The sequence below is a fragment of the Pseudomonas sp. PARCl1 genome, assembly GCF_947311875.1.
Classification (GTDB): domain Bacteria; phylum Pseudomonadota; class Gammaproteobacteria; order Pseudomonadales; family Pseudomonadaceae; genus Aquipseudomonas; species Aquipseudomonas juntendi.
The window spans coordinates 111481-124786 of sequence record NZ_CAMZMX010000006.1 but is presented as its reverse complement, the minus strand read 5'-3'; the positions used below and the strand labels follow the sequence as shown (position 1 = coordinate 124786).

Here is a 13306-nt window from a genome sequence, read left to right as displayed (position 1 = left end):
GCAGATGGATACACAAAAACTCTCGACGGTCAGCAGTGATGCGTCGGTGGAACAAGTGGTGGAAATCATTCGGCGTGACGGCGGTGTCATCATTGCTGATTTCGTCTCGCCAGAGACGCTCAAGTGCCTCACCGAAGAGCTGGACACCTACTTGAATGTCACGCCCTGCGGAGAAGACCCCTATTTCGCAGGCATGCAGACCCGTCGTATCGGTCGCATCATCGGGCGAAGCGATACGGCGGTGGAGGTGGCACTAAACCCGTTGTTCATCGGCGCGGCCAGGCAGATCCTGCAGACACCAACCCATGTCTGGGTGGGCAGCGACCGCATCGAGATGGCACCTGACATTCAACTCAGCATTACCCAGGCCATTCAGATCGGCCCCGGCCAAGGCCTTCAGCCCCTGCACCGCGACGATGCCACCTCGCTGTGGCGACATCCCCAGTTCGGGCGCGAGGCCCGTCTGCAGATCATGCTGGCCATCTCGGACTTCACCGAAGAGAACGGTGCCACGCGCGTTATTCCGGGCAGTCATCAATGGGATGACGAGCGCGGGCCGACCCAGGAAGAAACCATCGCCGCCGAGATGAAAGCAGGCTCTGCGCTGTTGTGGCTGGGGTCGGTCTATCACGGCGGTGGCGCCAATACCACAGCGTTTCCTCGTACTGGTCTGACCATGGCCTACGACTTGGCCATCCTGCGCCTCGAAGAAAATCACTTCCTTTCCATTCCCATTGAACGGGTTCGCCAGCTCCCCGCAGAAATGCAACGCCTGCTGGGCTGGAGTGTGAGCTCCACGCTGCTGGGCTGGGTGGAAATTGATGGCCAGATGCGTGACCCACAAGAGCTCTTGGGCATGCCTGCTTTTTCCGAACCGGGAAAAGGCTTCTGAGATCCTGAGTTTACACAGCCTGCTGCATATTGAATTTCTGCCCTTTTGGGCGCAACCAAGGAGATGACACCATGGCGTTCTCAATCGACTCGAAAGTTGGCGAGCTGCTGGATAACAGCACTACGAGCCAGATCCTTGAAAAGCACCTGCCCGGTATCGGTAAACACCCACAAATTGGCATGGCCCGTGGCTTTGCCTTAGTGACGGCGGCAAAATATTCCGGCGGGTTTATTTCTCAGGAAACGCTGAATAAAATCGACAGCGACCTGAGGTCTCTCGTCGATTAATCGCGGCCATGCTGACCTGCTCGTATAACTTAAGTTACCGGTGCAGGTCAAATAATTCAGCCCGTATTTCCCCGCTGATTGGGTTTGCAATAGTCGTGCGATTGGTTGCCGATTTCGACATGCAATGTGATGTCGATCCTCAGATTGAGAGAGGCTGTTCTCGTGGAACTGATAGAAGTGAGTATCCTGGGTTCATGTATATTGCTAATCATCTGTGGCTTGTATTATGGGGCGGCATTCATCGGGCGAAGAAATTATCTGCTCGGCGGAGAGTTTTTGATTGTCGGGATATCCGCAACGAATTTCGCGATCTTCCTCGTTACGGGCTGGCTGGCAAATTATAACGTTGCCATATTCCTCGATGCTTTTTCCCGGGGCGTTGGTATTCCTGTTATTGCAACGCTTGGCTTGATGGCGGTAACGCACGATTACAAGCCGTCCCCGGTGAATGACATTGTGTTTTTCCTGGCGGGCTTTACGGTTGCAGCCATTTACTTCATGTCGAGTTCATTCAAGCAGTTCCTGCCTTATTTTTATATGGTGATGTGGCTGGCTTACACAGCGTACCTGGCCTATTTCATTTGGCGACTGGTTTGTGCCAGAGAGCTTCTGCATGCGCTGGCTACCACCTTGGGCGGAGTGGCGGGGCTAACGATAGCATTCCGGTATGACTTCTTTCCGATTCCGGGTGACGATTCAAAGGTGGTATTCATGACCTTTGCTTTCTTGACTTGGTCGTACTCGATTGTGCAATCATTCTATGCCTATGGTGCACTTCAGCGTTCTAGAAGTGCCTCAGTTGAGGCGTTACTCAATGTTCGTTGAATTGAGCGGCGCAGGTGCGTCGTTGTGCCGCCAATCCCTTGATTCGAAGTAACTCCATGTCGGGCCATGGGCCCGCATCTTTACCGCCTCCAGGGGCGGTTTTTTTATGGGTAATTGATTAATTTCCATGGTTGGGTTTCCAATGGAAATATTTAAGGCTTGCTCAATGTAAACGGCAGCGTGCAATGGTTAAGTATAATTAGCAATGCATCATGGTTGGGCATGCGCTGGTAACACATGTTTCTTTACTTCCCATTAAGGTGCAGGCATCTGAGGAACATAGATCGTCACTATCGACTAAACACCTGATTTATTTAACTTAATCATTCCACGAGACTTCTGGCATGTGGATTGCTTTCTGATCACCCGACATGGTCACCTGACCATGTCAAATGATCAGCTTGCGATAGGTGCCCATTTCCGTGTGGATGGTGGGGTTGCCGGTCCAGGCCCTTTGTTCGAGGAGCCTTCAATGAAAGAAGTATCTACAGGGCAGAAAGACGACATGTCCGCCGGCTGTATTTTCAGGCAGCTGCTGGTTACCCTCGCGGTATCGACCGCGATGTGCTCGGTACAGGCCGCACCCCAGGGGGCCGGGGAGCTGGGTTCGAAGCTGACGCCATTGGGCGGTGAGGTGGCTGCTAGTTCAAGCGGGGATATTCCGGCCTGGACTGCTCCGGGGCCGCAAGGGGGGGGCTGGAGCTATGGCCAGGTGCGAGGGGACCACTGGAAGTTCAAGGATGACAAACCCCTCTACAGCATCGACTCGAATAGCGTGGCGCAGTATGCGAGCAAGCTGTCCCCCGGCCAGCTCGAACTGTTCAAGAAGATTCCGGGCTATCGCATGGAGGTCTACCCGACCCGCCGCACCTGTGGCGTACCGGACTTCGTGGCGGATAACACGCGGCAGAACATTGGCTTCGCCAAGCTCGACTCCACAGGGGTTGCCCTCGAGGACGCCCATGTGCCGGGCATCCCGTTCCCTCTGCCCAGTACAGGCGCAGAGGTGATGTGGAACATGAAGATGCGCTATCGCGGCCTTGGTGTCGAGATTCCTAAAAGCATTTCAGGCATTTCGCCGCGCAAGGGTGGGGAGTGGTTACGCCAGTCGTCAGACACCTTTTTCTTCACGCCCTGGGGAAAGAAAGGCAGTGCACTTTTTTCGTCCATTGGCCGCTTGGAAAACGCCACCTTCTCCAGTTACCGGGAGCCAGCGGCGCTGGCCGGCCAGGCTGGTGTGCAGACGACTGTAGCCGGCGAGCAGGCCACCACCTTCTACTATTTCCCCGGCCAGCGTCGGGTCAGGCGCATGCCATCGTATTCCTACGACGCTCCGCAGATCGGGCTGGACAACCAATACACCGTCGATGAGGCGAACGTGTTCTTCGGAGCCATGGACCGCTTCGATTGGAAACTGATCGGCAAGCAGGAGCTGCTGGTGCCGTACAACGCCTTTGGCGCCTATGACACCGCAGCCAAGGTGGAAAGCTTCGCCGGCGACGATTCCATCGCGCCACAGTCGCGCCGCTACGAATTGCATCGTGTCTGGGTCGTCGAGGCCAATGTTCGCCAGGGCATGCGCCACCAAGCACCCAAGCGCCTGTTCTACATCGACGAGGACAGCTGGAACCCGTTGCTGGCCGTTGACTATGACAAGCAAGGGCAGATCTGGAAGGTGCGTGAAGGGTTCTCGATCCCCGTCTACGAGACCGGCGCGTGCGATGTGCAGGCCCAGGTCCAGTACAACCTCGCCGATCATCGTTACCTGTTCGACATGACCTCGATCGGCGCGGGCAAGAACGATATTCGCTGGCTCACCGAAGACAGTGGCAACCCTCGCCTGAAACGCGACTTCTTCACCTCCGACAACCTGCGAGCCATCAGCGAGCGCTAAACCGACGCCAGATCGAGAGCCCACATGAAAAAAATAATTACGAAAGCGTCAGGCCTTGTCATCGTGTGCGCAACCCCACTGGCAATGGGGTTCACCTTTGAAACCGAAACCCTCAATGGCTCCTTCGACTCCACGATCACCGCAGGCATGGGCCTGCGTACCGAGTCGCGGGGCTGCAACCTGATCAACCAGGGGCCGACCGGGCACAACGTGCCCTCCGGCTGCCTGGCGCAGAGTTCCGGCGTGGCGGACCAGGGCGACCTGAACTACGACCGCGGCGACTTGTTCACCAACTACCTCAAGGGTACCCATGAGCTGTTGCTGAAGATGCCCGAAGACTTCACCTTCATGGCGCGCGGGACCTGGATCCGCGACTTCGCTGCCACCGATACCACCGGCACGCTGTCGTTCAACACCCCACAGAGCGTCGGCAGCAACGGGCTGAGTGACGACGCCCGCGACGACCTCGCCTTCAAGGCTCGCCTGCTGGACCTGTGGGTGAGCAAAGGCTTCGACATGGGCGGGCAGCGGGTCCGCGCGCGCCTGGGCAACCAGGTGATCAACTGGGGTGAAAGCCTGTTCGTGGCCGGTGGCATCAACAACACCAACGCCTACGACTACCAGGCCCTGGCACGTCCCGGCGTGCAGCTCAAGGAGGCCGTGCTGCCCGCGCCGATGCTCAGTGTCGCTTCGGGCCTTGGCTCGGGTGTCAACGTCGAGGCCTACTATCAGTTCCGCTGGAACAAGAGCGAGTTGCCGCCGGTGGGCAGCTACTGGTCCACCAACAACGCGCTGGGTGAGGGCAGGGGGGACTACGGGTTCTCCGAGAAGGACGCCCGCGACAGCGGCCAGTGGGGCCTTTCGCTGCGCTGGCAACCAGAGGACAGCGACATAAACTACGGCTTCTACGTGATGCGTTATCACGACAAGTTGCCGTCATTGCGCGTCGCCATTCTTGACCCGGACACCTTCGCCGCTGCCCCCACCTGGGAGTACCAGGAAGACCGGATGATGTATGGCATCAGTGCCAACATGCCTATCGGTGACTGGGCCGTCGGTACGGAGCTTTCGTACCGGCCCAAGGATTCAGTCATGCTCAACCCGGTGATCGACCTATGCTCCAGCAATGGCGGCAAATGCTGGAAGGACGAAAAGAAGTTCCAGTGGCATCTCACCGGCCTGTACAGCTTCACGCCTTCGAACTCCCCGACGCTGCTCGACTTCACCGGAGCCAGTACTGGCACCTTGCTGTCCGAGCTTGTGGTCATCAAATACCCAGGGCTGCATAACGAGGTCAATGGCGAGCCACTCGCTGCAGGGCTCAATACCTGGCAGCTGGACCCTGCGACAGCGCCCAAGCCTCGTGGCGACAAGACGTCCTCTGGCATCAACCTGGACTTCAGCCTGACCTATGACGGCACGTTGCTGCCGGGTTGGCAGGTCACGCCAGGTGTCTTCTACTCGCGCTCGCTGGGGGGCAGGACGCCGAACCTGAGTGCGACCTTCACCGAAGACGCGAGCAGCATGAACCTGTATCTGAACTTCGTGCGAAACCCGGCCAGTTGGCAGATCTCCCTCAACTACGCGAAGTTCATGGGCGGCGACACGCCCTACGACCAGCTTTATCGTGACCGCGACTATGTCGGCATCGCGATTTCCCGCACCTTGTGAGGTCCGCCGTGAACGGTTCTGTAAAGTTATCCGAAGCTCCGGCACCTGGCCTGCTGTCACGTGTCGAGGGTGTGTTCTTCGGGCATCGTCGTCTGGTGCTGGCGAGCCTGGCGGTGTTTACGCTGATCATGGGCTGGTTCGCCGTGCAACTGCGCATGGATGCAGGCTTCGAAAAGCAATTGCCGGTAGGCCACGAATACATCAAGACATTCGAGGCCTATCGCAACGACCTGCTGGGAGCGAACCGGCTGACCATCGTGGTCAAGGCCCGACAGGGCGATATCTGGAGCGCCCCGGGCCTGAAACGGCTGTATGACGTCACCCAGGCGGTGACCTTCCTACCGGGGGTTTCGCGCAGCAGCGTGCGTTCGTTGTGGACGCCCAATGCCTTCGTCAACGAAATCACCGAAGAAGGTTTTCGCGCTGACCCACTGGTACCAGGAACGGTTTCGCCCGAGCACCTGGATGACCAGGTCATCGCGACGATCGCCAGCTCCACCGCCCAGGGTGGTTTCATCGGCACGCTGGTTTCCCGGGATCAGAGCAGTGCGATGATCACGGTGGAACTCAACGAATACGACACCGATGGTGCGCACCTTGACTATGTGGCGTTCAACCACAGGCTGGAGAAAGAGATCCGCCAGCAATTCGAGGATGGCGATTTCGAAATCCAGATCATCGGTTTTGCCAAGCAGATCGGTGATATTGCTGACGGGGCTTCAGCCGTGCTGGAGTTCTGTCTGCTGGCGTTGCTGCTGACGGCGGGGGCGGTGTATTGGTATTGCCACTCGCTGCGCTTCACGCTGCTGGCCCTGGTCTGTTCGCTGGCCTCGCTGGTGTGGCAGTTCGGTAGCCTGCGCCTGTTGGGGTACGGGCTCGACCCGTTGGCGGTGCTGGTGCCCTTCCTGGTATTCGCCATCGGGGTGTCCCATGGCGTGCAACAAATCAACTTCATCGTCCGCGAGATCGCCACCGGCAAGAGCGCCGAAGCGGCGGCGCGTTCGAGCTTCACGGGGTTGCTGATTCCCGGGACGCTGGCGCTGGTGACCGCGCTGGTTTCCTTCGTGACGCTGTTGTTGATCCCGATCCCTATGGTGCGGGAACTGGCGATCACGGCCTCGCTTGGCGTGGCCTACAAGATCATCACCAACCTGGTGATGTTGCCGTTGATGGCCTCGCTGCTGAGTGTCGATGACAAGTACGCAGCCGCCCAGGAAGTGTCCCGGCAGCGCCGCACCCGCTGGCTGCGTGGCCTGGCCCGGCTCGCCGAGCCACGCAGGGCACAATGGGTGCTTGGCTTTGCCTTGGTGGTATTCCTGGTGGCGATCTGGCAAAGCCATGACCGTGTCGTGGGCACGCTGCAGGCGGGCGCGCCGGAGTTGCGCGAAGACGCCCGCTTCAATCGCGATGCGGTTTCCATCGCCGGCAACTACGACATTGGCCTGGACTGGCTCAGCGTGGTGTTCGAAGTCAACAAGGAGCCCTCTGGCGAAGACAGCCAGTTGGCCTGCGAGGATGTTGCCCTGGGCCAGTACCAGGATCGCTTCGTGTGGGCTATGCAGGGGGTGCCCGGTGTCCTGTCGGTAACGTCGTTCTCCAGCAACATGCGCCAGTTCAATGAGGGCTACAACGAAGGCAACCCGAAGATGGCAGCGGTGCCCATCGACCCGATGAACTACGCCGCCCTGGCTACCGAGGTTGCGCGCACGCCCGGGCTGATGCGCACCGACTGCAGCATGACCGCAGTGCACCTGTACCTGGCCGATCACAAAGCCACCACGATCAACCGGGTAGTGGATGCCGCCAAGGCATTCCGCAGCGAATACCCCCTGCCAGGCATCTCGGTGCGCCTCGCTTCGGGCAACGCCGGGGTGCTGGCAGCCATCAACGAAGAAGTGGAAAAAAGCGAAACACCCATGCTGCTTTATGTCTATGCCGCCATCGCATTGCTGGTGTTCGTGGTGTATCGCGACTTGCGGGCAGTCCTGGTGTGTTGCCTGCCGCTGACCATCGGCACCTTCATTGGCTACTGGTTCATGAAGGAGCTGCAGATCGGACTGACCATCGCCACCTTGCCGGTGATGGTGCTGGCGGTGGGCATCGGCGTCGATTACGCCTTCTACATCTACAACCGTCTGCAACTGCACCTGGCTCATGGGCAGTCGATTACCAAGGCCGTGGAATACGCGCTGCTCGAAGTGGGTGTCGCCACTATTTTCACTGCCATCACCCTGGCTGTGGGCGTGGCCACCTGGGCCTTCTCGGAACTCAAGTTCCAGGCCGACATGGGCAAGCTGCTGGCCTTCATGTTCATCGTCAACATGGTCATGGCCATGACCGTGCTGCCGGCCTTCGCCGTGTGGCTGGAGCGGGTATTCCCACGTAAGCGCCCCGTGCGCATGATTGGCGCGCTGGTGCACTGAGGAGAGAAGCATGAAGTTCAGGGTTTCATTCACCGCAGCCTTGCTCGCAGCAGCAGTGCCGCTGATGTCTCTTCAGGCCGCGCCGTTGCAGGCGGTACCGGCCGTACAGGCGAGCAATGCCACGCAGGCCACCATGCTGGCCGCCGGTTGGGCGGGGGCGCGCATGGTGGCCGTGGGCGACCACGGTGTCGTGCTGTTGTCCGACGATCAGGGCATGCAGTGGCGCCAGGCGAGGTCGGTACCGCTGTCCACGCCATTGACGGGCGTGTCTTTCGTGGATGCCAAACGCGGCTGGGCGGTTGGCCACTGGGGCGCGATCCTGGCCACCACCGATGGCGGGGAGTCCTGGCGGGCCCAGCGACTGGCCACCGAGGAAGACCGGCCACTGTTCGCGGTGCACTTCTTCAATGCCCGGCAGGGTGTTGCAGTAGGCCTCTGGTCGTTGGTGCTGACGACCGAAGATGGGGGCCAGACGTGGGCTGAGCAGCCGCTGCAGGCTCCGCCGGGGGCCAAGCGGGCCGACCTCAACCTGATGGGGTTGTTTGCCGACAGCCGCGGCAGGCTGTACGCCACGGCCGAGCATGGGCAGGTGCTGCATTCCGAAGACCAGGGGAAGAACTGGCGTTACCTGGATACCGGCTACGAAGGCACCCTGTGGTCTGGCGCAGTACTGGCCGATGGGCGTCTGCTGCTGGGTGGCCAGCGCGGCACCCTGTTGCAGGGTTCAGCGGACGGCAAGGGCTTTCGCCGAGTGCCAACGCAAAGCAAAGGCTCTGTCACGAGCGTAGCGGTAGCGGGCTCTCGTGTGTTGGCGGTCGGGCTGGATGGGCTGAGCGTGCAGAGCAGCGATGACGGGCACAGTTTTCAGGAAACGCAGACCGCTGATGGCCTTTCACTGACGGCGGCGTTGTTCAACGCCGAGGGCGTACCTGTCTTGTTTTCACGCCGAGGGGTTATGCCCTGCCAGGAGTGAAGGGCCGGCCACTCGTTCAGAGGCCAGGCATCGCAAAGCGATGCCTGGCGTGTTTCCTTGCCTGGGCGTCTGGGTGGTCGTGGCACCATCAGGCCCAGGCAAGTCAACGCTGGACGCTAGAGCTGAAGGTAATCCGCCAGGTCTGCGTAGTTATGTTGCCAAAGGCCAGGGCTGCCATTGGGGTATTGGGAGCGGAAACCGAGAATCTTCTGGACCCGTGGAGAAAGCGTGCGTACCAGCTCGAGCGGCACGATCAACGGGTAGGCTTCTTCAGGCGTGATGATCGAAGCCTGCATAGGGATGGTCAGCCCGCGACGGTAATGGTCGGCGGTCACGTTGGCACCGCCGCCATGAACGACTTTCCCGCCGAACAGCATGGCATCGCCGGCTTTCAACAGGGCGGGGATCGTCATCTCTGGGGTTCCTGTATCGTAAAAGTCATCCCAATCCTGGCTCCCGGGGATCAAGCGCGTGGCGCCGTTTTCCTCAGTGAAATCGCTCAGCGCCAGCATCAGGTTGGTGATGGCGCGTGGCGCATGCCTGTTCATGGCCACGAACGGTTGGTACTGCATCATGTCACGGTGCAGCATTTGCGCTTTGCTGCCTGGGCCGATCTCGATCAACTGGGCCGTGGTCAGCCACCAGTCACCGCACTCCGGGGCGTAAAGCACGTTCCCCAGTTCGTGAAAGAGGTCGTCATCGAGAATTTCCTCACGAAAGGTCTTGCTGTGAGTGACGAGGTTGGTAAGCCGTTTGGTCTGGTGGCCATGGAACTCGGCGATCAGCGCGTGCTCGTGCCTGGAGCCGGCATCGAGCGCGGCCAGGGGGGCGTCGAGTTCGCTGTTGATTCGTGCGACTTGTTCAGGGGTCATGAAGTTGCGGATGATTACGGCACCTGCCTGGTCGCTCAGCAGCGCAATTTCTTGCGCGGAAGTCGAGCGGGTTACAACTGGCAGGCTTGGCGTGGAGTTGCGAGAGGCTGACATTGAGAACACTCCAGATTGAAAGGAACGGTTGCGCAGGCGGGTTGACGTTTGATCAACGGGCATCAGGAAACAGGCCTGCTTGCTACTGCGCTAAACCCAGGAAAGGGACATGGAGCGCCACGGTGCCTCCTTGTTCTTTTTGTTCAGGCAGTGAGTTCATGCTAGGTTTGCACTGGCCCTGCGCCAAGGTACGAACTGCACCATTTTCCAGCCGATTTTTGAGTGATTTGCACCGCCCATGACCAGCACGCCATCGCCCTGGCCACGCCCCTCGGAAGCCGTTCGCGAGCTTATGCGCAAAGGCGCCGAACTCGCTCAGGCGCTGCCCCCTGAGTGGGTCGAGCGGCTGAACCAGTCACTGTTCTCTTCACCCGAAGATGCCAGGTTGCTGGAGGACCCGGTCATCCTCGCGTCGTGCCGGCGCGCCAACCGAGCAGAGTTGCTGCATTGGGCCAATGCCAACCTGCAGCGCCCTGGTGAGCCGGTGGAGCCCTACGTGTCTGCTGACATGGTGGACACGGCCAGGGAGCTCGCCCGCAGGGGGCTGTCCGAGCTGCTGATGAATGTTGCAAGGTCGACACAGAACGCAGCCTGGGACCTGTGGATGAAGATGGCCTTCAGCCTGACGCAGGATCCCGTGGTGCTCGAGGAATTCCTGAAGGTCTCGTCGCGTTCGATCTCGGAATTCATCGACAGCAACATGCGTGTGGTGACGCAGATCATCCTCGAAGAAAAGAACGCCCAGACCCATGATGATCCTGTCGATAAACGCAGCCTGGTCAGCCGGCTGCTCGATGGCAGGGATGTGGACGCGGAGCAGTTCGGCAGGCGACTGGGCTACAGCCTTGCGCAGAGACACCATGCCTGCCTCATCTGGAGCGAAACCCCGGACGCCGAGATTCGCCCCCTGGAAGATATGGCGCGTGCCCTGGCGCAGCTCACGGGCACGGTGGCGCCCCTGATCGTATTTGCGGGCCCTGCGACCCTGTGGGCCTGGAGCAATGCGGCAAAGCCGCTGGACCTATACCTGCTGCAAGGCGTCGCTCGACAATTTCCCAAGATTCGCGCGGCAATCGGTTCGGCGGGCGCGGGGATGAATGGCTTCCGGCGCTCGCACCTAGAAGCCTTGACCACCCAGCGGGTGATGGGCCGCTTGGCGGGTTCACCCGCCGTTGCCACGATCGATCAGGTGAGGATGGTGTCGTTGATGACCCAGGATGCCCGCGCGGCCAGGCAGTTCGTCTTGAGCACCCTGGGGCGCCTGGCGACCGAACCCACGGTGCTTCAGCATTCGTTGCACGCCTTCCTGGCCAATGGCTGCAGCATCACCCAGACCGCCGAGGTGCTGGGTACCCATCGCAATACCTTGCTTCGCCGGCTGGAGCGCGCCCAGGACCTGCTGCCTGTCCCGCTTGCCGATCATCGCATCCAGATCGCCGCCGCTCTTGAGCTGGTGATCTGGAGTACGCCGCTCGATGGCGACGAGCAATAGCGGTTATCCCCTTCCTTTGGCGCAATGGCGCTTCACGGCTGTTGCCCTACGCGGGCGCCCAACAGGGTGCCCGCGTTGCAATGCCCTGCAAAAACGCGTTCTCCAGCATCTTTGCACGCTCGCTTGGCGCATGCCCTCGCTGGCGGGCATCGACCATGCCGTGCAACAGCGATAAGAACATCTCGGTCAGCAGCGCCGCGGTGACATCCGCTCGAAATACACCCTGTCGCTGGCCGCTGAAGAACAACGCATCGAGCCTTTCCAGATAAAACCGCAGCTCGTGCTGCACGCTCATGTGCACAGGGTAACGGGAAGCCAGGAAGGCGATCAGTTCGCCTTGGGCCAGGTGTTCGCGAATCAGCTGACGCAACGCGGCCAGGGGCTCTGTGGAAGCCAGCGCGCCGCTGTTGTCGAGGATCTGCATGAGCGTGTTTTTGGCGTGCTGTTCGAGCTGGCTATCGAGGTTTTCTCTCGTCCCGCAGTAACGGTGCAAGGTAGCCCGGCTGATGCCCGCCAACGCCGCCAGTTCACCCATGGACGCTCTGGGTCGCAAGGCGGCAGCGGCATAGAGGGCATTCACCAGCTTGGTGGAAAGCGATGAAGGAGGGAAGCCTGAAGTGGTCATGAGGAGTCTTGTTTGATTTTATTGAGACATAATTGACTCATATGGGTTTGGAAAGTAGCATTCGCCCCGTTTTCAATCAAGGCTCGGGTGAGTGATGGGCAAGACAGGTTCGATAAGAGTGGGCGTACTGGCCGTGGCGATTGCCTTGGCCGGGTGCGAGCCCGCAGCAGAGCAGGACGGCGCAGCCAATGCGAGCTACCCGGTGGAAATCGTGACGTTGGCCTCCGAGCAGGTGACCCTGGCCGCTGAGTTGCCGGGCCGGGTCGAGCCGATGCGGGTCGCAGAGGTAAGGGCGCGGGTGCCGGGTATCGTGTTGCACAAGCGCTTCGAGGAAGGGGCTGACGTCAAGGCGGGGGATGTGCTGTTCCAGATCGACCCGGCGCCGTTCAAGGCCGCCCTGGCCCGCGCCGAGGCGGACCTCGCCCGTGCCCAGGCCGTGCACCAGGAAGCCCAGGCGCGTGTGAAGCGCTATGAGCCGCTGGTCAAGATCGAGGCGGTCAGCCAGCAGGATTTCGACAGCGCCACTGCCGAGTTGCGCAGTGCCCGTGCGGCGATTCGTTCCGCGCAGGCCGATGTGCAGGCCGCACGCCTTAACCTGGGTTACGCCACCGTCACTGCGCCGATCTCCGGACGCATTGGCCGTGCGCTGGCCACCGAAGGCGCTTTGGTGGGGCAGGGGGAGGCGACGCTGATGGCGCGGATACAGCAACTCGACCCGATCTACATTGACTTCACGCAGTCAGCTGCTGACGCGCTGCGCCTGCGACAGGCGGTCAAGGACGGCGCACTCTCGGCCGACAGCCAGCGTCTGACCGCGCAAGTGGAAGGCACCGATTTCCAGCGTTCAGGCGAGCTGATGTTCACCGATGTGAGTGTGGACCGCGGTACCGGCCAGGTCGTCCTGCGTGGGCGTTTCGATAATGCCGACGGCACCCTCTTGCCGGGCATGTATGTGCGCGTGCGCGCACCTCAAGGTACCGACAACCACGCCATCCTGGTTCCTCAGCGTGCGGTCCAGCGAGGCAGCGATGGCCAGGCACGGGTCATGGTAGCCGCCAATGGCATCGCCGAGGCACGCGTCGTGCGAACCGGTGTGATGCAAGGCTCGCGTTGGCAAATCAACGAAGGGCTCGAGCCAGGTGATCAGGTGATCGTCGGTAGCCCGGCAGGGTTGGCACCCGGTATGCCGGTGGCGCCGGCACAGCAACAAACGGCTGCCGCCCAGTGACGCGAGGAAC

At 60.4% G+C, this 13306-nt stretch carries 11 protein-coding genes; 9 read left to right on the top strand and 2 right to left on the bottom strand.

The window, feature by feature from the left end; translation table 11 throughout:
- Positions 1 to 4 precede the first annotated feature (4 nt).
- The 7 genes from QME24_RS05625 (at position 5) to QME24_RS05595 (ending at position 8965) form a co-directional block, all read left to right on the top strand.
- Positions 5 to 892, top strand: a complete 888-nt coding sequence (locus QME24_RS05625) for a phytanoyl-CoA dioxygenase family protein (RefSeq protein ID WP_054905268.1) — start codon at positions 5 to 7, stop codon at positions 890 to 892.
- A 71-nt stretch (positions 893 to 963) separates the two neighbouring features.
- On the top strand, positions 964 to 1179 hold the full coding sequence (locus tag QME24_RS05620) for a hypothetical protein (protein ID WP_054905267.1): 216 nt from the start codon (positions 964 to 966) through the stop codon (positions 1177 to 1179).
- 177 nt (positions 1180 to 1356) lie between these two features.
- Complete coding sequence (locus QME24_RS05615) at positions 1357 to 2004, top strand: hypothetical protein (protein ID WP_143492640.1); 648 nt, start codon at positions 1357 to 1359, stop codon at positions 2002 to 2004.
- 472 nt (positions 2005 to 2476) lie between these two features.
- Positions 2477 to 3898 (top strand): DUF1329 domain-containing protein, encoded by a 1422-nt coding sequence (locus QME24_RS05610; protein ID WP_192440026.1) that lies wholly within the window; start codon positions 2477 to 2479, stop codon positions 3896 to 3898.
- A 24-nt stretch (positions 3899 to 3922) separates the two neighbouring features.
- Complete coding sequence (locus QME24_RS05605; RefSeq protein WP_312158610.1) at positions 3923 to 5569, top strand: DUF1302 domain-containing protein; 1647 nt, start codon at positions 3923 to 3925, stop codon at positions 5567 to 5569.
- Positions 5570 to 5577: 8 nt separating this feature from the next.
- A complete protein-coding gene (locus tag QME24_RS05600; RefSeq protein ID WP_054905263.1) occupies positions 5578 to 7992 on the top strand; it encodes an efflux RND transporter permease subunit in 2415 nt (804 codons plus the stop codon).
- Between the two features lie 10 nt (positions 7993 to 8002).
- Positions 8003 to 8965, top strand: coding sequence for a YCF48-related protein (locus tag QME24_RS05595; RefSeq protein WP_054905262.1), 963 nt, complete (start codon positions 8003 to 8005; stop codon positions 8963 to 8965).
- Between the two features lie 116 nt (positions 8966 to 9081).
- Here the strand turns inward: QME24_RS05595 and QME24_RS05590 are convergent, their stop codons facing one another.
- Positions 9082 to 9951 carry a phytanoyl-CoA dioxygenase family protein gene (locus tag QME24_RS05590; RefSeq protein ID WP_280091174.1) on the bottom strand — a complete coding sequence of 290 codons (870 nt, stop codon included), beginning with the start codon at positions 9949 to 9951 and terminating at the stop codon, positions 9082 to 9084.
- 292 nt (positions 9952 to 10243) lie between these two features.
- On the opposite strand from QME24_RS05590, the gene QME24_RS05585 reads away from it, so the two are divergent.
- A complete protein-coding gene (locus QME24_RS05585) occupies positions 10244 to 11443 on the top strand; it encodes a helix-turn-helix domain-containing protein (RefSeq protein ID WP_054905260.1) in 1200 nt (399 codons plus the stop codon).
- Between the two features lie 46 nt (positions 11444 to 11489).
- Here QME24_RS05585 and QME24_RS05580 read toward each other — a convergent pair whose 3' ends face one another.
- A complete protein-coding gene (locus QME24_RS05580; RefSeq protein ID WP_281690792.1) occupies positions 11490 to 11867 on the bottom strand; it encodes a hypothetical protein in 378 nt (125 codons plus the stop codon).
- Between the two features lie 295 nt (positions 11868 to 12162).
- Here QME24_RS05580 and QME24_RS05575 point away from each other — a divergent pair, with 295 nt between their 5' ends.
- Positions 12163 to 13296 (top strand): MexC family multidrug efflux RND transporter periplasmic adaptor subunit, encoded by a 1134-nt coding sequence (locus tag QME24_RS05575; protein ID WP_054905258.1) that lies wholly within the window; start codon positions 12163 to 12165, stop codon positions 13294 to 13296.
- Positions 13297 to 13306: the final 10 nt, after the last annotated feature.